Raw genomic sequence first — 19,822 nt, forward strand, 5'->3', positions numbered from 1 at the left:
GCAGTTACCCTGCCGGACCTGAGGGCGCCGATGAATGCGCGCAAAGAGAGGTTGGACGTGGCTGCAGGAGAAGATACCTCCCATATCCTCAGCGGGTTGACTAACCAGCTGCCTGATCGTGATCCGGAAGAGACCGCCGAATGGATTGAGTCCCTGGATACGCTGATCAGGGAACAGGGCACCGAGCGTGCCCAGTACATCATGCGCAGTCTCCTGCAGCGTGCCGGCGCCCAGAGCGTCGGGGTTCCGATGGTCACCACCACGGACTATGTGAACACCATCCCCGCGGACCAGGAAGCGGAGTTCCCCGGCAACGAGGAATACGAACGCCGGTACCGGGCGTACATGCGCTGGAACGCCGCGGTGATGGTGCACCGGTCCCAGCGGCCGAACATCGGGGTGGGCGGGCACATCTCCACCTATGCCGGGGCCGCGACCCTGTACGAGGTCGGGTTCAACCACTTCTTCCGCGGCAAGGACCACCCCGGCGGCGGGGACCAGGTCTTCTTCCAGGGCCACGCCTCCCCGGGCATGTACGCGAGGGCGTTCATGGAAGGACGCCTGACCGAGGAGGACCTGGACGGGTTCCGGCAGGAGAAGTCCAAGGCCGGGCACGCCCTGTCCTCCTACCCGCACCCGCGGCTGATGCCGAACTTCTGGGAATTCCCCACCGTGTCCATGGGCATCGGTCCGATGAACGCGATCTACCAGGCCCAGTCCAACCGGTACCTGCACAACCGCGGCCTGAAAGACACCTCGGACCAGCAGGTCTGGGCGTTCCTGGGCGACGGGGAAATGGACGAGCCCGAGTCCCGCGGCCTGCTCCAGCTCGCCGCGAACGAGAACCTGGACAACCTGAACTTCGTGATCAACTGCAACCTCCAGCGCCTGGACGGGCCGGTGCGCGGCAACGGCAAGATCATGCAGGAACTCGAGGCGTTCTTCCGCGGCGCGGGCTGGAACGTGATCAAGGTCGTCTGGGGCCGGGAATGGGATGACCTGCTCGGCCGCGACTCCGACGGGTCGCTGGTGAAGATCATGAACGAAACCCTGGACGGGGACTACCAGACCTACAAGGCCGAGTCCGGCGGGTTCGTCCGCGAACACTTCTTCGGGAAAACCCCGCAGACCAAGGAAATGGTCGCGGACCTGTCCGATGACCAGATCTGGAACCTCAAGCGCGGCGGCCACGACTACCGCAAGGTCTACGCCGCGTACAAGGCAGCAACCGAATTCAAGGGCAAGCCCACCGTGATCCTGGCCAAAACGGTCAAGGGCTACGGACTCGGACCGCACTTCGAAGGCCGCAACGCCACCCACCAGATGAAGAAACTCACCCTGGATGACCTCAAGTCGTTCCGTGACCACCTGCGCATCCCCATCACGGATGAGCAGCTTGAGGGCGATCCGTACCAGCCGCCGTACTTCCACCCGGGAACCGACGCACCGGAAATCGCGTACATGCTGGAGCGCCGTGCCGCCCTGGGCGGGTCCGTCCCCGAACGCCGCAGCAAGCACGCCGCCATCGCGCTCCCGGACGCCAAGTCCTACGAGGTGGCCAAGCGCGGTTCAGGCAAGCAGCAGGCTGCCACCACCATGGCCTTCGTCCGTCTGCTCAAGGACCTCATGCGGGACAAGGAGTTCGGAAAGCACATCGCGCCGATCATCCCCGATGAGGCCCGCACGTTCGGCATGGACGCGTTCTTCCCCACGGCGAAGATCTACAACCCCAAGGGACAGAACTACCTGTCCGTGGACCGGGACCTGGTCCTGGCCTACAAGGAGTCCGCCCAGGGCCAGCTGATCCACCCCGGCATCAACGAAGCCGGCGCCGTGGCAGCGTTCACCGCCGCCGGAACCGCCTATGCCACCCACGGCGTCCCGCTGATCCCGGTGTACGTGTTCTATTCCATGTTCGGCTTCCAGCGCACCGGGGACGCCTTCTGGGCCGCCGCGGACCAGATGACCCGTGGCTTCATCATCGGCGCCACCGCCGGCCGGACCACCCTGACCGGCGAAGGACTCCAGCACGCCGACGGCCACTCCCCCATCCTCGCCGCCACCAACCCGGCAGTGGTCACCTACGACCCCGCCTACGGCTACGAAATGGGCCACATCATGCGCGACGGCATCGAGCGCATGTACGGACCAGAGTCAACCGACCGGAACCTGATGTACTACATCACCGTCTACAACGAACCCATCACCCAGCCGGCCGAGCCGGAGGACCTGGACGTTGAAGGCGTGCTCAAGGGCATCTACCTGCTGGCACCGGCCAAGATCGACGGCCCCCGCACGCAGATCCTGGCCTCGGGCGTTTCCGTTCCGTGGGCGCTGGAAGCCCAGCGGATCCTGGCCGAGGACTGGGGCGTCTCCGCGGACGTCTGGTCCGTCACGTCCTGGACCGAACTGCGCCGCGACGCCATGGCTGCCGAGGAGGAAGCGTTCCTGAACCCCGGCAAGCCGGCACGGGTACCGTTCGTCACGGCCCAGCTGGAAGGGGCCACCGGCCCTATCGTGGCGGTCACGGACTACATGAAGGCCGTCCCGGACCAGATCCGCCAGTTCCTGCCGAACGAGTTCGCTTCGCTCGGCGCAGACGGCTTCGGCTTCTCCGACACCCGCGCCGCGGCACGCCGCTTCTTCAAGAACGACATCCACTCCATCGTGGTCCGTTCCCTCGAGATGCTGGCCCGACGCAGCGAAGTTGACGCCCAGGCTCCGGCCCAGGCAATCGAGAAGTACCGCCTGCACAACGTGAACGCAGGCTCCACCGGAAACGCAGGCGGCGAATCCTGACCCGCATGCGGTGAATCACGACGACGGCGGCCCTCACCAAAGGTGGGGGCCGCCGTCGTCGTTGTGTTCCCGGGTTCCGCGGACTTCGGGCATTTGTGACGCAGCGCAAAGCGAGTTGTAGCCTTTGCACAAATGGAGGTTGGCCGGCGGGCACCGTATGCTCGATGCATGGCCGAGCCAACCCCCACTCCCGTAAAGCGCAAGCCCGCGTCGCGCACCCTGACGCCGGAAAAAGCCCAGACGTTGAAGAAACTCCGGGCCAGCGTGGGACAGCTGTCCACCACCACCATGCGCCAGCTGGAAAAGTCGCTGCCCTGGTACAGCCGGCTGAGTTCCGATGAGCGCTCCGCCCTCGGCATGGTGGCCCAGAACGGAATCGCCGCCTTCGTCACCTGGTACGAGCGGCCCAGCTCGCCGTCGTGGATCCTCACCGACGTCTTTGGCACCGCCCCCACTGAGCTGACCCGCTCCATCAGCCTCCAGAAAGCGCTCCAGCTCATCAGGATCGTTGTGGAGGTAGTGGAGGACCAGGTTCCGGTGATCGCTCCGGAAGCGGACCAACCGGCGCTCCGCGAGGCGGTGCTCCGGTATTCGCGGGAAGTGGCCTTTGCCGCCGCGGATGTCTACGCCCGGGCGGCCGAATCGAGAGGGTCCTGGGACACCAGGCTGGAAGCCCTGATTGTCGACGCGATCCTGCGCGGCGAAAACACGGACGCACTGCGGTCCCGGATCGCCGCCCTCGGGTGGAAAGCGCAGGAGCGCTTCACCGTGATGGTGGGCAATTCGCCGTCGGAACCCAGTGCCAGCTATGTCAGCGAACTTCGCCGCACGGCCGGACGGTTCGCCGAGGACGCGCTGGTGGGCATCCAGGGCGACCGCCTCATCCTGATCCTCGGCGGCGTCCAGGACCGGGAGAGCGCCTACCTGAAACTCAGCGAACTCTTCGCGCCGGGTCCCGTCGTTTACGGCCCGGAGGCGGGCTCCCTGCTGGAAGCCAGCAGCTCGGCGCAGTCGGCCTTCGCGGGTCTCACGGCGGCGCGCGCATGGCCGTCCGCACCGCGCCCTGTGGCCGCCGACGACCTGCTGCCGGAGCGCGTCATCTCCGGGGATGACGCCGCCCGGAGGGCCCTCATCAAGAACATTTACCGGCCGCTCCTCGCCGCGTCCAACGGGCTGGTTGAAACCCTGGGAACGTATCTTGAACTGGGCCATTCGCTGGAGGCTACGGCCCGCGAACTCTTCGTCCACGCCAACACGGTCCGTTACCGGCTGAAGCGCGTTTGTGACGTCACCGGCTGGGATCCGCTCCTTCCCCGGGAGGCGTTCGTGCTGCAGGCGGCGCTCGTGGTAGGGCGCCTTTCAGTGCCGCCGAAGGCACCGACAGAACGCCAACCGTCCCGGAACGGCAACTGAACCGTTGTAGACTTCCTACAAACTGACCCAGTGAGCTTGGTGCATGAATACACCGAGAATCACGCGGTAATTTGGAAAGCTGGATACGTGCTTGCAATCGTCTGCCCTGGACAGGGCTCCCAGACCCCTGGTTTTCTGGCCCCTTGGCTGGAACTGCCTTCCGTCGCCGGCCATTTGGCCTCTCTCAGTGAAATAGCAGGCATCGACCTCACCGCACACGGCACCACGTCGGATGAGGAAACCATCAAGGACACGGCGGTGGCGCAGCCGCTCATCGTTGCGGCCGGGCTCGTCGCCGCAAAGTCGCTGTTCGACGTCGAACTCAACACCCTTCCCGTGCTGCTCGCCGGACACTCCGTCGGAGAGATCACGGCGTCAGCGCTGGCCGGTGTCCTCACAGAGGCCGAGGCCATGACCTTCGTACGCGAGCGTGCCAACAGCATGGCCGCCGCCGCGGCCGTCACGCCCACCGGCATGAGTGCTGTTGTGGGTGGAGACCCCGCCGAGGTGCTGGCTGCCATTGAGGCCTCCGGCGCCACGCCGGCCAACGTCAACGGCGCGGGCCAGACGGTTGCCGCCGGAACCTTCGAGCAGCTCAAGGCCCTCGCGGAGAATCCGCCGGCCAAGGCCCGGGTGATCCCGCTGAAGGTGGCCGGAGCCTTCCACACCGGGCACATGTCCCCCGCAGTCACCGCCCTGGAAGCGCTGAAGCCCTCGCTCCAGCCCACGAAGCCCCAGGTACCGCTGCTCTCGAATTTTGACGGTCAGGAAGTGACCGACGGCGGAGCCGCCGTCGACAGCCTCATCGCCCAGGTCTCGCGGCCGGTCCGCTGGGACCTGTGCATGGAAACGATGGTTCAGCGTGGCGTCACGGGCGTCATCGAACTTGCCCCGGCCGGCACCCTGGCCGGACTCGCCAAGCGCGGCATGCCCGGGGTCAAGACGGTCGCCGTCAAAACTCCGGATGACCTCAGCGCCGCCCTTGCACTATTCGCAGAACTGGAGGGACAGGCATGAGCGCACCCGCACTCAAGCAGTCGCCGCTGCGGGAACACACCCGCATCCTTGGACTGGGCGCCTACCGCCCCGACGTGATCGTCACCAACGAGGACGTCTGCCAGTGGATCGATTCCTCGGACGAATGGATCCGGCAGCGCACCGGTATCATCACCCGCCACCGCGCACCGGCGGACGTCAGCGTCATCGATATGGCCGAAGGCGCAGCCCGCGAAGCCCTGGCCAAGGCCGGCATCGAGGCCTCCCAGCTCGGCGCCGTGATCGTTTCGACGGTCACCCACCCGTACGCGACCCCGTCCGCTGCCGCCTGCCTGGCCGACCGGCTCGGAGCCACACCCGCTCCGGCGTTCGACATCTCAGCTGCCTGTGCCGGCTACTGCTACGGCATCGCTCAGGGTGACGCCCTGGTGCGCTCCGGTGCGGCCAAGTACGTTCTGGTAGTAGGTGCCGAAAAGCTCTCCGACGTGATCGACAACACCGAACGGACCATCTCCTTCCTGCTCGGGGACGGCGCGGGCGCCGTCGTTATCGGCCCCTCCGACACGCCGGGCATCGGCCCTTCGATCTGGGGTTCGGACGGCAGCAAGTGGGATGCCATCGGCATGACCCACTCCATGCTGGACATCCGCGAACTCGCTCTGACCGGCAAGCGCGGCGCTGCTGTCAGCGACGAGGAAGCAGCCGTGACCGACGCATCCCTGTGGCCAACCCTCCGCCAGGACGGCCAGACCGTCTTCCGCTGGGCGGTCTGGGAAATGGCAAAGGTGGCCCAGCAGGCCCTCGACGCCGCCGGGATCACTGCGGAGGACCTGGCGGCCTTCATCCCCCACCAGGCCAACATGCGCATCATCGACGAGATGGTCAAAAAGCTCAAACTTCCGGAAACCGTCAAGGTCGCCCGGGACATTGCGGAAGCCGGCAACACCTCGGCAGCCTCCATCCCGCTCGCTACGCACCGCCTCCTACAGGAGAATCCGGAGCTGAGCGGCGGACTCGCCCTCCAGATCGGATTTGGTGCCGGTCTGGTGTTCGGCGCCCAGGTGATTGTGCTTCCGTAGCACCCCTTACCCACAACTGAATACGTTCTGCACAGCACGGATTCGCGAACCAAGCCGTATTCTCGGCTTGAATCATTTCCGGCAGGCAACTGCCGGCAACAACAAGAAAAGGAGCCATCAATGGCTAGCAACGAAGAGATCCTGGCCGGCCTGGCTGAAATCGTCAACGAAGAAACCGGTCTCGCCACCGAAGCCGTCGAGCTGGACAAGTCCTTCACCGAGGACCTGGACATCGACTCCATCTCCATGATGACCATCGTGGTCAACGCTGAGGAAAAGTTCGGCGTCCGCATCCCGGACGAAGAGGTCAAGAACCTCAAGACCGTCGGCGACGCCGTCAGCTTCATCGCAAGCGCACAGGCCTGATCCTGGCACCTGCCGGTAACGGCCAAAACCGGTAGCCGGTCCGGGGCGCTGATCCAGCGCCCCGGACCGTGCACCACTGAATGACCTCAAGTTTCCCCACGCAGCCCCCGGCCAGTCAGTTCCCCGGACACGGCATGCGCACCGATAGAGAGTGATCCCATGGCACGCAAAGTAGTCATTACCGGTCTGGGTGCCACCACACCCATTGGCGGCGATGTCCCCACAATGTGGAAGAACGCGCTGAAGGGCGTCTCCGGCGCGCACACGCTTGAAGACGACTGGGTGGCCAAGTACGAACTCCCCGTCCACTTCGCGGCCCGCGCCTCCACCCCCGCACTCGATGTCCTAAGCCGCGTCGAAGCCAAGCGGATGGACCCGTCCACGCAGTTCGGCGTCGTTGCCGCACGCGAAGCATGGGCTGACTCCGGCATCACCGAAGTCGACCACGACCGCCTGGCCGTAGCCTTCGCCACCGGCATCGGCGGCGTCTGGACGCTGCTGGATGCCTGGGACACACTGCGTGAGAAAGGCCCGCGCCGGGTCCTCCCGATGACCGTGCCCATGCTGATGCCCAATGGTGTGGCAGCAGCGGTGAGCCTGGACCTTGGCGCCCGCGCAGGCGCACACACCCCGGTCTCCGCCTGTGCGTCCGGCACCGAAGCGCTTCACCTCGGGCTGGACCTGATCCGTTCCGGCAAGGCCGACGTGGTGGTCTGCGGCGGCGCCGAAGCGGCGATCCACCCCATGCCGATTGCCGCGTTCGCCTCCATGCAGGCACTGTCACGCCGCAATGACGATCCCGAACGCGCATCACGCCCGTACGACACTGACCGCGACGGTTTCGTCATGGGTGAAGGCGCCGGCGCACTGGTGATCGAAGCCGAGGAACACGCCCTTGCCCGTGGGGCCCGGATTTACGGCGAACTCGCCGGTACCTCGGTGACAGCCGATGCGTACCACATCACCGCCCCGGACCCCGCAGGCCTTGGCGCAACCCGCGCACTGAAGGCGGCGATGTTCGACGGCCGCATCCAGGCCGAGGACGTGGTTCACGTTAACGCCCATGCGACCTCCACCCCTGTCGGTGACAAGCCCGAGTACACGGCCCTGCGTGCCGCTCTTGGCGCCCACGTGGACAACGTTGCGGTCTCCGCGACGAAGTCCCAGATGGGCCACCTGCTGGGCGCTTCCGGTGCTGTCGAGGCCGTGCTGACCGTCTTGGCGGTCTACGAGCGCAAGGCCCCGGTCACCATCAACCTGGAGAACCAGGACCCGGAGATCCCGCTCGACGTCGTCACCAAGACCGCCCGCGACCTGCCCTCGGGCAGCATCGTGGCATTGAGCAACTCTTTTGGCTTCGGCGGCCACAACGCCGTGATCGCGGTCCGCAGCATCTAGCGTCCGCGGTTGCAACAGCATGAGGCCCCTGCCGGACGGCAGGGGCCTCATGCGTTATGGAGGGTAGTGCTGTGCTGCCCCGGTTAGCCCACCTGGTGCAGCCAGCGCACAGGGGCGCCCTCAGCGGCGTGCCTGAACGGTTCCAGCTCTTCGTCCCAGGCCTCGCCCAGAGCCAGCGAGAGCTCATGATAGACGGCAGACGGGTCGCCCGCGCCGGACTCATAGGCATAGCGGATGCGGTCTTCGGAGACCATGATGTTCCCGTGCACGTCCGTGACGGCGTGGAAGATTCCCAGCTCCGGGGTGTGCGACCACCGGCCACCGTCAACTCCCTGGCTGGGCTCTTCGGTGACCTCATAGCGCAGGTGCGCCCAGCCCCGGAGGGCAGACGCCAACTGGGCGCCGGTACCCGGGATGCCGGTCCAGGAAAGTTCCGAGCGGAACATTCCGGGCGCAGCAGGCTGGGGAGTCCACTCCAAATCCGTTCGCTTGTCCACAACCGACCCGATGGCCCACTCAACGTGCGGGCAAAGGGCGGTCGGGGCCGAGTGAACGAACAATACACCGCGGGTCATTGCAACAGACATTCCATCCTCCATAGCTGTAGGTACGTCTTCCCCAACGACCTCTGCCTGGATGTGTGTCTGCCGCGCATGGTCCGCATGTTGCCGGTGGTCCCTGCTTGGCTATGAAATTTTGTGCCCGGCGACGCCTGAAACCGCTTGAGGGCGAGCTTCAACTCAGACTTGAAAGTTGCCGGGCATGACTCTTATTGTGCCGCACCCCGCCTAATTACGCCAGTGCAATTCGGCGTGCCGTGGGCCACCAATAAATCCGGTATGGGTCCGGACACCGCTCAAGCCCGCGGATGGGCCTGCTGGTAGCTGCGGCGCAGCCGGTCCACGGAAACGTGGGTGTAGATCTGTGTTGTTGCCAGGCTGCTGTGGCCGAGAATCTCCTGGACGGCCCGCAGATCCGCCCCGCCATCGAGCAAATGCGTTGCTGCGGAGTGCCGGAGGGCGTGCGGGCCGGTGGCGGAGGTATCCCCCAGCGCGTCCAGCAGGTCATTTACTACGGCCCTGACTTGCCGCTGGTCAACGCGTCGGCCCCGGACTCCCAGAAATAGCGCCGGGCCGCTCGTTTCGGTGGCCAGCACCGGCCGGCCCCGGCGGAGCCAGTCGTCGACGGCGACTGCGGCGGGCACCCCGTAGGGAACCGTCCGCTCTTTGTTGCCCTTGCCGAGGACCCTGAGCGTCCGCCGGTCGGGATCGAGATCGTCCACGTCCAGGCCCGCCAGTTCGCCGACCCGGAGTCCAGTGGCGTAGAGGAGCTCCACCATGGCACGGTCCCGGATGGCAAGCGGGCCGCCGTCGTCCGCGGCCTCTTCCAGTCCGCCAAGGACGCGAAGGACCTGTTGCTGGTTCAGGACGCCGGGCAGCGTCTTTTCGAGCTTCGGCGCCTTCAGCCGCAGGGCAGGATCGGCCTCAAGCAGCTCTTCCCGCACTGCCCAGGCGGTGAAGGAACGTGCCGTGGCCGCGCGTCGGGCCAACGTGGCGCGGGACATGCCCGATTCGCTCTGCGCACCGAGCCACCGCCGCAGCGTGGAGAGCTCCAGCTCGCCGAGACCGGAGGCACCGTCGGAGGCTGCCGCCGCCAGGAGACTGTGGACGTCCGAAAGGTAGGCACGTACGGTGTGGGGCGACCTGGCCCGTTCGCCTTCCAGGTACCGGGCGAAGCCTTGGGCGGCGCTGGCCAGTGCGGCCGGAAGATCAGGTGTATCCACGCTCTAACTGTCCCATCATTCGGCCCGCGATCAAGGAACCACGCAGTCCTTATGCAGTCCTCACGCTTTCCGCGCTCTCTTCCAGCCGCCGCGTTCGGATTCGGCGAGGCCGAGCAATCCAAGCCTCCCCAGCCCCGCCCTCACGGAATCTGCGCTTAGTCCCGCGACGGATGTCAGCTTTTCGACCGAGCTGGTGGACCGCAGTGGCAGGGCGTCGAGCAGGATGAGGTCCTCAAGCGTGAGGCCGTCATGAGCAGCGGGCTGGCCCGGCACCAGGTCCACCAGCGACTCGCCGCTGGGCGACGCAAGCTCCGCGATTTCACCGGCGTCCGTAACGCAGACGGCTCCTCCCTCACGGATGAGCCGGTGGCAGCCGGCTGAATTGGCGCTGTGTACCGACCCGGGGACGGCTCCCACCGCCCTGCCGAGGGTTTCCGCATGGTGCGCCGTGTTCAAGGCGCCGGATCGCCAGCGGGCCTCCACCACTACCGTGACTGAGGCCAGGGCGGCAATGAGGCGGTTCCGTTGCAGGAACCGGTAACGCGTGGGAGCGGAGCCGGGCGGCACTTCGGCCAGGACGGCGCCTTGGTTGGCGACTGCCCTAAGCAGGTCCTCATTGCCGGACGGATAAAAGCGGTCCACGCCACCGGCCATAACGGCGATGGTGGGCACGATGTCACCGGCCCCGGCCAGGGCAGCCCGGTGGGCGTGGGCATCAATCCCGTAGGCCCCGCCCGAAACTATGGTGAATCCCCGCTGGGCCAGCGAGTAGGCCAGGTCGCCGGTGACGGAGGCACCGTAGCTGGTGCTGTCCCGGGATCCGACCAGCGCAACGGACTTCGCGGCAGGCGGCAGCTCGTGTTCGAGGCCGCGCCACCAGAGGCAGATCGGTTCGTGGAGTCCCAGGTCGGCCAGCTGTCCCGGCCAGAGCCCGTCGGAGGGGATGATCATGCGGCCGCCGAGCCGGTGCATCGTGGCGAGGTCCCTCTCGGGTGCAAGGTCCGGAATGCGCGGAGCCCAGCGTTTCAGAGCAGCGGTCATCCCGGGCCAGATTCCGGAGCCGCCGTTGTCCGCCAGCAGGGCGGTGATATCGCGTTCAAGCTCCGGCCCGAATGCAAGCTGGCCGGTGGCGATTCGGAGCGCATCCGTTGCGCCGACCACCCTTACCAGGGCAAGGCCCGCTGCGTCCTGGGGCTCCAGCAGCCGGGACAGTGCGGCCCTCGCTAGCCTCTCATTGTCAGACATGGTGTTCCTTTCAGGCTGTGGCAGATGCAGCTTGGCGAAGGCCCAGCGCCTGCCCAATGTCGTTATCGTCAGGGGCGTCATGGCATGCCAGGTCTGCGAGCGTCCACGCCAAACGAAGTACGCGGTCGTAGCCGCGCGCTGTCAGCACCCCGCGTTCCAGGGAAAGGTCAAGGATCCGTGTGACGGGCGGGGCCAGCCGGAGTGTGCCGCGGAGAATCCGGCCGGGCACTTGGGCGTTGGTTTCCAGTCCCAGCGGCCCCAGCCTGTCCAGCTGGCGGGCCCGGGCAGCACCCACCCGGCCGGCCACAGTGGCGGTGTCTTCCTCGACTCCGGACTGGCCGAAGTCCGCAAGGGACACGCGCTCTACCTGCAACTGGATGTCCACCCGGTCCAGCAGTGGCCCGGACATCCGCGCCAGGTACCTGCGCCTCATCATGGGGGTGCACGTGCAGTCCAGCCCCTTCCCCGAGGCCTTTCCACAGGGACACGGATTGGCGGCCAGCACGAGTTGGAACCGCGCCGGATAGGCCGCCGTTCCGGCGGACCGGTGGATGACCAGCTCACCGCTCTCCAAAGGCTGCCGTAGTGCATCGAGGACACGGCGCTCATATTCCGGTGCCTCGTCAAGGAAGAGCACACCGCGGTGGGCACGGGACGCGGCGCCCGGCCGCGGCAGCCCTGAACCGCCGCCGATAATGGCAGCCGATGTGGCGGTGTGATGGGGATTTTCGAACGGCGGCCGGCGCAGGAGCCGCACGGAGGCCGAGCGCAAGGCACACAGCGAGTGGATTGCAGTGACTTCCATCGCCTCGTTGTCGGCCAGGTCCGGAAGCAGGCCCGGAAGCCGTTCGGCCAGCATTGTCTTTCCTGCCCCGGGAGGGCCGGATAACAGCAGATGGTGGGCGCCTGCGGCAGCAACTTCCAATGCTTTGCGGGCATCGCCCTGGCCCGCAACATCGCACATGTCCGGTGCCGGCCCGGCCGCTGCCGGACCATCCTCGAAAGAGTTGTCGTCGTCCGGCTCAAAATCGAGTGCGAGCTCCTGCGGATCGGCGCCGAAGTCATAGGCCAGCCGGGCGAGTGTCCTGTACCCGCGGACCGTGGCACCGGGAACGAGCCCGGCTTCAGCGGCGTTTGCCTGCGCCACCACCACGTCGGTGTAGCCGGCCCGGACCGCCGCCATTACGGCCGGAAGGATGCCGCGGACGGGCCTGAGCCGGCCGTCCAGCCCCAGCTCGGCAATAAAGACGCTCCGCTCCGTGGACCTGATGTCGTTTGCCGCGCGCAGGACCGCCATGCTGATGGCCAGGTCGAACCCCGAACCGCGCTTTGGCAGGGATGCCGGGATGAGGTTGGCGGTGATCTTGCGCCGGCTCAGCGGAATGCCGGAGTTCTGGGCTGCCGAGCGGATCCGTTCCTTCGCCTCGTTCAGTGAGGCGTCCGGCAGGTCCCTCTTTATGTAGCATGAAGTGCATGAAGGTCATCATCTACACAAGGCAGTCGAAACACCGCGACGAATCGGTTACGCATGAGCTACAGGAGAACGCCTGCCAGTCCTTCGCCAAGAGCAGAGGATGGGAGGTTGTTCAAGTCCTAAATGAGAGAGGCATCTCAGGCAAGACCATCGCCAAGCGCACGGAGTTTCAGACGGCACTCAAGATGATCAAGGACAAGGAAGCCGAAGGCCTCCTAGTCTGGCGCTGGTCCCGATTTGCCCGCAACACCTTGGATGGTCTGATCACCCTCAAGAGCATTGAGGAGGAGGCCAAGGGACAAGTCCATTGCGCTTTGGAGCAGATCGACCGCAGCGCTATGGGCAAGTTCTCGCTGACAATGATGTTGGGCATGGCCGAACTTGAATCCAACGTCAAAGGCGAACAGTGGAACGAAGCTCTGATGCTCAGGCTCTCCAAGGGCCTGCCGCCGTCAGGCAAGGTTCAGTTTGGGTATGACAAGGTAGCCGGTCAGTACATCAAGAATCCGGAAGAGGCCGCAATCCTCAAGGAAGCCTACGAACGCTACACATCCGGTGAAGGCGTCCGGAGTATCTGTGAGGACTTCAGCGCACGCAGCCTTCCGGCTCCCGGTCCTCGTGGCTGGTACTCCGGAGGCATGTTCGATCTGCTGGATAAGGTCTTCTACTCCGGAAAGATCTCATGGGTACCTAAGAAGGGTGAGGAACCGATCATCGTTGACGGCGCACATGAGGCGATCCTGTCAGCCGGGGAATGGTCCGCTTACCGGAAGTCACGTAAGGACCGGAAGATGAACGTCAGACCGAAGAATCCGCGCTGGATGCTCTCAGGCTTGGTGGTGTGCGGACTGTGCGGAAGCAAGATGCTCAGCCACTCCGACAGCCGGGGCAGGCGTCAACTCATGTGCGCCAAGTACAACGCGGAAGGCAAGGGAGCTTGTAAAGGTGTCTTCCGCCGTCAGTCCATCGTGACTACCCGCGTTTGGTTCTGGCTTGGTGCCCACTTGGATGAATGGGCATCCGCTATGCCGAGTAATGAGGAAGCCCGGAAGGCCGCTGAGAAAGCTCTTGCTGACTCTCAAGCCGCTGTAGAGACCGCACACGCCGACTACTCCCGCTATGCGGACTGGGCTTATGAGCATGGCATCCTTGCCGCTGTCAGCGCTTCCAAGCTGGCCGAGAAAGCGGAGACGATCAAGGACGCTGAGTCAGCGGTGGAGAGTGCACAGGCTCATCTTGCTTCCTTGGTGCCGGTAGCGGACGTGCATGAGCGCATCCTTGAAGGCTCAAAGCTGATGGGCTTCTCAGATGAGCGCCCGAAGATGTGGCAACGTCCAGACGGCGAATGGGAGGATGCACCCGAGGAGGTTAGCGAACAGGCAACCGCACGGTTGAGGGAAGCTCTCAGCCTCATCATTGACACTGTGGTTGTCCTGCCTTCCACCGCCAAGAGTCCGCGTGACCCCGACCGGAACCACGCGGAAGAGGTCAAGATCATCCCGCGTAAGCTGTAGGCGGCGGATGTATCACCGCTGAGGAACCCCGTTGGCACTGCTGGCGGGGTTTTCCTATGGACCTCAAGGCCCCTCGTGTGTGCCCAGCGACGCGCCAGCGGCACTACGGCGACACGCCGCGTGTGCTACGACACGCAGGGAACTAGATGTGGCTAAGTACTCCACAGGGTGTGGATTACGAACCCAAAAAAGGCTAGAATCTGCGGTTTCTTCACCCCCGCACCTGTGGATTAACGGTGCACCAAATGACATACTTGTAATACATCATCTTGGGGTTCGTTCGAGGCGCTTGCACTACATGTAGTGTTAACGGAGTGCCTGAAGTTGGGCATGAAAAAGCCTCAGGGTAATCCGCCTTGAGGTTCAAGGGCTTACCGACTGAGGCTGTTTTCATTCCCATGCGACCGGGATGAAAAGAGCCTACATCCTCAAGACTGGATCAAGACAAATCGTCGGCGTGTCTTACGGAGAGAGTCGGGAGCCAAACCTAGTCACTAGGAGTGGCCGTGAGCGACAAGCTCAAACCGGGGCAAGATGCCCCATTGTCAGGACAGTACGAGATCGTTGGCCCTCGCGGCGGACGGACAGGCGAAGAACGTACCGCGATACGCGGCAACACTCTCCCGCCGACGCCGAAACCGGGACAGTCGTACATCCCGGTTGACGCAACCCGGAACGGCGCAGGACGGCGGAAGCCGTGAGCCGGGAACGGCTTAAGCCGTCAGACGATGCAAGCGACGGCGAACAGAGCTTCTTCTGGGGATCACCCGAGCATCCTCACCCGTTCACCGCCACCTTCCACGAGGCTTCAGGTACGTGGAAGCGCGATAACTAGATAGATGGGAAGCCCCGCTGGCCGTTTGGCTGGCGGGGTTTCTTTGGTTCTCGTGGAACTCCGTTGGACGTAGTTGGTACAGCCCTCCGTTACCAAATCGTTGTAAAAGCCCCTACTGAAGTGGATCAAACCACAAGATGTAGGGGCTTCGGCATGTCCGGACCACAAGATGAGGCTCCGAAAAATACTTACTGAATTAGCTTGACAACTGGGTATAGAGAGGACTACTATTTGCGCCTGCAAATCTGTGATATACTGTATTACTACACAACAACGGATTAAGCAAGCCCTACACGAAAGAATTTTGAAATGGCACCAACGAACTACGAACGAACCGAACTGGTCAAGGCCCGAACAACTCTGGCCCACGCACGCAACCGCGTTGTCCGATTCCAGAACAAGGCAATCGAAGCAGCCCGCGAAGTGGGAACGCTTGAGCAGAGGATTCACGAACTCGAAGCACAGGAAGCAGCGTCCGAGAACTAGAAAGGCTCCCCCGGTAGGAGCAAACCGGGAGAGCCTTCCAACAAACAAATGAACTAACCAGAGCGAAAAATCCACACGAAGAGACGTTCTGATCCAACTGAATAAATATCCAGCCGACCCTTTAATTATACCACCTTCTGGTACATGGGTTGACCGGAAAAGTCAAATCAACTCAAAACAAAAATGACGAAAAGAGGCTCACATGAGCGAAACAACAACCCTTAGGAACAACCCACATGACACGTCCACTATCCACACTTTCTGACCAGTACAAACTAGGCCCCACCGAATGGGCCAAGGCGTTTCACACCTCAATGGTCATCACTGAACACGAGGTTGAACTATCCCCCGGCAAGGCGCGTGAAGCCTTCCCCGCTACTGAAGACGACGTAGCAAACAAGATCGTTGACCGCCTCAAAGGCGCACTGACCTACATCCCCGGTAACAAAAGCTGGTACCTCTGGAACGGCATCATCCATGAGCCGCTTACCGTGGAGAGCCTGCCCAAGCTGGTAGTCATTGCAGCCAAAGACGCCATGAAGGCCTCTTCCGAGCGCATCAGCTACTTCTACCGTCAGCTTCCCAAGAACGAGAAGACCGAAGACTCAGACGGAGACAACAAAGCCTTCCTCAGAGAGCGCAACGAGATCATCAAGCGACTCTCCACCAACGCCGGTATCAACTCCGTGGTTGAACTGGTCCGCGCCAAGGTGACTGTCTCCAATGCACACTTCGATGATGACCGTCAGTGGTTCGTACTCCGCAACGGAGTCATCGACAAGCGAGACCTCAGCATCAACAAGAGCATCAAGCTCTTCCCGCACGATGCCAAGCGTCCCGTCTACCGCTACTTTGATGCTGACTACATCCCCGGTGCCGGTGCTCCGGTGTTGCGCAAGTTCCTCTCAGAGTCAGTGGCCGACGCTGGACAGGTCAGGTTCCTTGGTAAGGCAACGGCATGGGCGCTCATCGGCTCCCCTAAGAAGACCAAGACGATTGTCAGCCTTCAGGGAGCCACCAACTCAGGCAAGAGCACCTACAACGACCTCTTCCACTCGCTGGCCGGTAGCTACTACGCAGAGCCGAACCGTGACGCTATCCAGATCACGCACAGGGACGCACTGAAGTACAGGGACGCCATGAAAGAAGCCCGCTACCTAGGCTTCTCCGAAGTGACTAAGAAGCTCGATGTTCCGTTCATCCTTCAGTTCACAGGCGGCGACACCTGCCAGTCCGAACAGAAGTTCATTGCCGAAAAATACTGGAAGCCTCAGGGCATCATGTTCGTGGCATCCAACGAAGGCCTACAGGTTGACTCCATGAATCCGGCAACGTTCGCACGTGTGGCACCTATCCACTTCCCGCACACATTCGAAGTGAACAGCCTGACCGGACACGAGGCAGATGAAGACCTCTCGGAGAAGCTGCTGGATGAACGTTCCGGCATCGTCAACTGGCTACTTGAGCACTACGTCTACATGCTGGCCGAAGGCATGGACAAGACGGACACGATGGAAGCACTCAAGCGTAAGACTCGTGATGAGGAATCCAACGCGCTCGAATTCGTGATGGAGATGAGGGACGCGGGAACGTTGGTCTTTGATCCCGAACTTCCGACATCCAAGAGCATCACACTTGCTGACCTTCATCAGGCTTACGTGTCGTGGTGCACGTCCCACGCAGTCAACCGCAGCGAACTTTTGAACCAAGCTTCGTTCAGAAAGCACATTCAAGGTTCCTATGAGGTCAAGAACTCCGGTGGCTACAAGGTCACAGCGGTTCAATTCGCCAAGGTAGCGGCTTAGTCCGTTCAAATGAACACCTAGCGTTCAAAGATGGGTTCAGCCTACTTCCTTGCAAACACAGGGAAGTAGGCACCATCTACCCCTCTTTGAACACTATGAACGTACTTTTCTAAAAAAGTAGTAGATATATAGGAAATAGCTAAAAGGCCTATATGCCTATAGAAAAGGGGTTTTGCGATTTTGAAGGTTCAAAGCGTTCAAAGCCCCTAGCACCATCAAGACGCAACGATATTGCCGCATGACGCTACCTCAAACACCTATCGCTGAGGAGCGAAGCAATGGAACCGCACGAATACACCGAGACCTTCAACCGTCTAAGCAAGACCCTTGGATCGACAATCGCACGACAGATCACGGATGAACTGGACGACGAACGCACAGCAGCTAAAGCGGAAGAAGACCGCATCCGAGCAATCATCCGACAGGAGCTAGGACTGTGATCACGGCCCTACTGCTGGTGGTGTGCTGGATGCTGGTAAGGCACCACGTGAGCCGCATGAAAGACATTGCGGAAGACTTGAGAACCGTTATCAACAATGTAATTGACTGATATAATAGATGGTAGGACACTTCCATTAATCGGAGGTGATTATGGAATTCCTATTCATCATTCCGCCTGTCATGTGGATACCACTGCTCATAGCCCTAGTGGCTATTGAATTGATCCTCAGACACTATGAGCGGAAACCGTAGCGGGAATGCTTGACAGGCTGGAATAGACAGCCACCGCACAATAGGTGCACACGGAACAGGCAACCGGAGAAAGAGCCACTGATCTAACGATCCTGCCGCAATGACGAATCGAAACCCCGAAAGGGTCACATCGTCATGGCATCATCCAATTGGTCAGGCCGTAAGGTCACCGGCGCTAGAGCCACGCTCGCGCACCAACTACCACTCCCTTGCTACCGGTGCGGGATCACCATCCCCTCTGCTGCTGAGTGCAAGGCACAGGGCATCTCGTGGGATGTGGACCACATCCAAGCACAGGCACACGACGGCAGTCACAACCTCAGCAACCTAACCGTCAGTCACTCAGCCTGTAACCGCAGGCATGGAGGGAAGCTAGGCAACGCACGCAAGGCACAAGCCAAAGCAGTCCGTGCTGTTGAGTCCGAACGCACTCACAAATTCTGGAACGTCGCCGCGCTCAAAAGTTTTTTTGACGCAGGCTTGAGAACCCTGGTTCCCGCTCCTTCCTTTTTTGTCTCCGCGCTTCCACATGGTGGAAACTAATGAGCGCCGCAGCGCTAAGAGGCGCAGAAATGCTTGGCTGGACACTTCACCCGCACCAGATCGAACTAGCGAAGCTGCTGGATGAACGCCATGAGACTACCGCTGTCTGCTGGCCGCGCCGCGCTGGTAAGACCACGATTCTTTGGGCGTGGATCTTGGGCATGTGTGACCTCAATGAAGACTTTGAAGTTGTGGTTACGGCACAGTCCGGACAGAAGTCCAGAGAGCGCTACCTGTCAGCGGCTCGCCGTCTGGATCGCCACTACCCGGAAGACAAAGGCGGACCAAGGATTTTCCGTGGTGCCGGGGATCTTTCCATGTACTTCCCCAACGGTTCCCGCCTTCACTCCATCTCACCGGACCCTGACAACTTCCGTGGAGACGCGGCCTCAGTAATCCTGATTGACGAATTTCAAGCCATTGATCCGGAGAAGTCCGAGGACATCCGTCAGGGTGCAGCCCCTCTGCTCGATACCGTGGAAGACGGAATGTTCCTCTTGTGCGGAACTCCCGGAAGACAGAGGGCCGGATGGTATTACAACGCGCTTGAGGCCGGCCGTCAGGGTCTCGCCGGTCACGCAATCTCCGAGTACGCAGCACCGGAACACGCGGACATCGAAGATGAACAGGTCTGGCTAGACACTCATCCCGGCATCGGAACTCTTACCACCATCGAAAAGATGAGAGCGCGCAGAGCCTCTCTAACGGGTCCGCAATGGTCAATGGAGTACATGGGCCAGTGGCCTCCCGATATGGTCACACGCGCCCTTCCAGCCCCTCTGTGGGAGGCAACAGCGGTGGACCCTCAGGCCGTTCCGGAGGGCAATTGGACCCTTGCTTTTGACTGTGCAATTGACGGCATATCCGCCAGCCTTACAGCCTCTTGGATTGACGCTGACGGAAATGCATTCATGCAGGTGATGGACCACCGAGCCGGAACCAACTGGATAGCCAAGGAAATCCAGAAGGCTGTAGCAGCAAATCCGAAACTGGAAATTGCCTACGATCCAATTGGCTTCAACGTCCAAGTTGTACAGGCCTACGGACGCTTGCCGCGTGCCAACACTTCCCGCCTGAAAGCGCTCACGCTCAAGGAAGTTGGGGCCGGTGCCGCTTTCATTTCTCAGGCACTTGCAGACGGCACGCTACGCCACGCAACTAGTGCGTCTTTGGACCTTTCAGCAGAAGCAGTTGTGTGGCGCTGGAATGGTGAGACAAGACTCTTCGGACGCAAGGCAAGCAATTCGGATATCTCCGCATTGTGTGCCGGTTCCGCAGCATTGTTTGTGGCCTCCGGTAAGCGTCTCAAGAGCGAGTACAAACCGCGTGGAGTCATGCGCCTATAGCACACCTCCCTGTTTTTGTACATACTGAGTATGGTATAATAGAAGAG

At 62.3% G+C, this 19,822-nt stretch carries 15 protein-coding genes and 1 pseudogene; 12 read left to right on the forward strand and 4 right to left on the reverse strand.

The genetic code is table 11. The features are described 5' to 3' along the window. Positions 1-30: 30 nt before the first annotated feature. The 6 genes from aceE (at position 31) to fabF (ending at position 8,051) form a co-directional block, all read left to right on the forward strand. Complete coding sequence (gene aceE / locus FCN77_RS16170; protein ID WP_175417283.1) at positions 31-2,799, forward strand: pyruvate dehydrogenase (acetyl-transferring), homodimeric type; 2,769 nt, start codon at positions 31-33, stop codon at positions 2,797-2,799. A 168-nt stretch (positions 2,800-2,967) separates the two neighbouring features. Beyond that, a complete protein-coding gene (locus tag FCN77_RS16175) occupies positions 2,968-4,212 on the forward strand; it encodes a CdaR family transcriptional regulator (protein WP_137323087.1) in 1,245 nt (414 codons plus the stop codon). A gap of 87 nt (positions 4,213-4,299) precedes the next feature. Next, on the forward strand, positions 4,300-5,229 hold the full coding sequence (locus FCN77_RS16180; protein WP_137323088.1) for an ACP S-malonyltransferase: 930 nt from the start codon (positions 4,300-4,302) through the stop codon (positions 5,227-5,229). Next, positions 5,226-6,287 carry a beta-ketoacyl-ACP synthase III gene (locus tag FCN77_RS16185; protein ID WP_137323089.1) on the forward strand — a complete coding sequence of 354 codons (1,062 nt, stop codon included), beginning with the start codon at positions 5,226-5,228 and terminating at the stop codon, positions 6,285-6,287. The genes FCN77_RS16180 and FCN77_RS16185 overlap by 4 nt, the downstream gene beginning before the upstream one ends. Before the next feature lie 120 nt (positions 6,288-6,407). Further along, a complete protein-coding gene (locus FCN77_RS16190; protein ID WP_137323090.1) occupies positions 6,408-6,653 on the forward strand; it encodes an acyl carrier protein in 246 nt (81 codons plus the stop codon). Between the two features lie 159 nt (positions 6,654-6,812). Further along, positions 6,813-8,051 carry a beta-ketoacyl-ACP synthase II gene (gene fabF / locus FCN77_RS16195; RefSeq protein WP_137323091.1) on the forward strand — a complete coding sequence of 413 codons (1,239 nt, stop codon included), beginning with the start codon at positions 6,813-6,815 and terminating at the stop codon, positions 8,049-8,051. 83 nt (positions 8,052-8,134) lie between these two features. Here the strand turns inward: fabF and FCN77_RS16200 are convergent, their stop codons facing one another. The 4 genes and pseudogenes from FCN77_RS16200 to FCN77_RS16215 all read right to left on the reverse strand — a co-directional run. Continuing rightward, complete coding sequence (locus FCN77_RS16200; RefSeq protein ID WP_137323092.1) at positions 8,135-8,638, reverse strand: DUF3145 domain-containing protein; 504 nt, start codon at positions 8,636-8,638, stop codon at positions 8,135-8,137. Positions 8,639-8,907: 269 nt separating this feature from the next. Beyond that, positions 8,908-9,834, reverse strand: coding sequence for a tyrosine recombinase XerC (locus FCN77_RS16205; RefSeq protein ID WP_137323093.1), 927 nt, complete (start codon positions 9,832-9,834; stop codon positions 8,908-8,910). A gap of 60 nt (positions 9,835-9,894) precedes the next feature. Next, the gene (gene dprA / locus FCN77_RS16210) at positions 9,895-11,079 is read right to left on the reverse strand and encodes a DNA-processing protein DprA (RefSeq protein WP_137323094.1); all 1,185 of its coding nucleotides are present in this window, start codon (positions 11,077-11,079) and stop codon (positions 9,895-9,897) included. A gap of 10 nt (positions 11,080-11,089) precedes the next feature. Next, positions 11,090-12,526: pseudogene (locus FCN77_RS16215) on the reverse strand (YifB family Mg chelatase-like AAA ATPase); the annotation flags it as partial. A 26-nt stretch (positions 12,527-12,552) separates the two neighbouring features. Between FCN77_RS16215 and FCN77_RS16220 the strand changes: the two are divergent. The 6 genes from FCN77_RS16220 to FCN77_RS16240 all read left to right on the forward strand — a co-directional run bounded on the left by FCN77_RS16220 (position 12,553) and on the right by FCN77_RS16240 (position 19,775). Continuing rightward, entirely contained in the window at positions 12,553-14,067 is a 1,515-nt protein-coding gene (locus tag FCN77_RS16220) for a recombinase family protein (RefSeq protein WP_175417284.1), read from the forward strand. Positions 14,068-15,211: 1,144 nt separating this feature from the next. Beyond that, complete coding sequence (locus tag FCN77_RS26020; RefSeq protein WP_175417285.1) at positions 15,212-15,388, forward strand: hypothetical protein; 177 nt, start codon at positions 15,212-15,214, stop codon at positions 15,386-15,388. Positions 15,389-15,624: 236 nt separating this feature from the next. Continuing rightward, positions 15,625-17,193, forward strand: coding sequence for a hypothetical protein (locus FCN77_RS16230; protein WP_137323098.1), 1,569 nt, complete (start codon positions 15,625-15,627; stop codon positions 17,191-17,193). Between the two features lie 278 nt (positions 17,194-17,471). After that, positions 17,472-17,633: a hypothetical protein gene (locus FCN77_RS26025; RefSeq protein WP_175417286.1), complete on the forward strand. Its 162-nt coding sequence runs from the start codon at positions 17,472-17,474 to the stop codon at positions 17,631-17,633. A 388-nt stretch (positions 17,634-18,021) separates the two neighbouring features. Then, positions 18,022-18,429 (forward strand): HNH endonuclease, encoded by a 408-nt coding sequence (locus FCN77_RS27765; RefSeq protein WP_137323099.1) that lies wholly within the window; start codon positions 18,022-18,024, stop codon positions 18,427-18,429. After that, positions 18,429-19,775 (forward strand): phage terminase large subunit family protein, encoded by a 1,347-nt coding sequence (locus tag FCN77_RS16240; RefSeq protein ID WP_137323100.1) that lies wholly within the window; start codon positions 18,429-18,431, stop codon positions 19,773-19,775. Before FCN77_RS27765 ends, FCN77_RS16240 begins: the two co-directional genes overlap by 1 nt. Positions 19,776-19,822: the final 47 nt, after the last annotated feature.

The sequence above is a fragment of the Arthrobacter sp. 24S4-2 genome (assembly GCF_005280255.1).
In the GTDB taxonomy this organism is placed as follows: domain Bacteria; phylum Actinomycetota; class Actinomycetes; order Actinomycetales; family Micrococcaceae; genus Arthrobacter.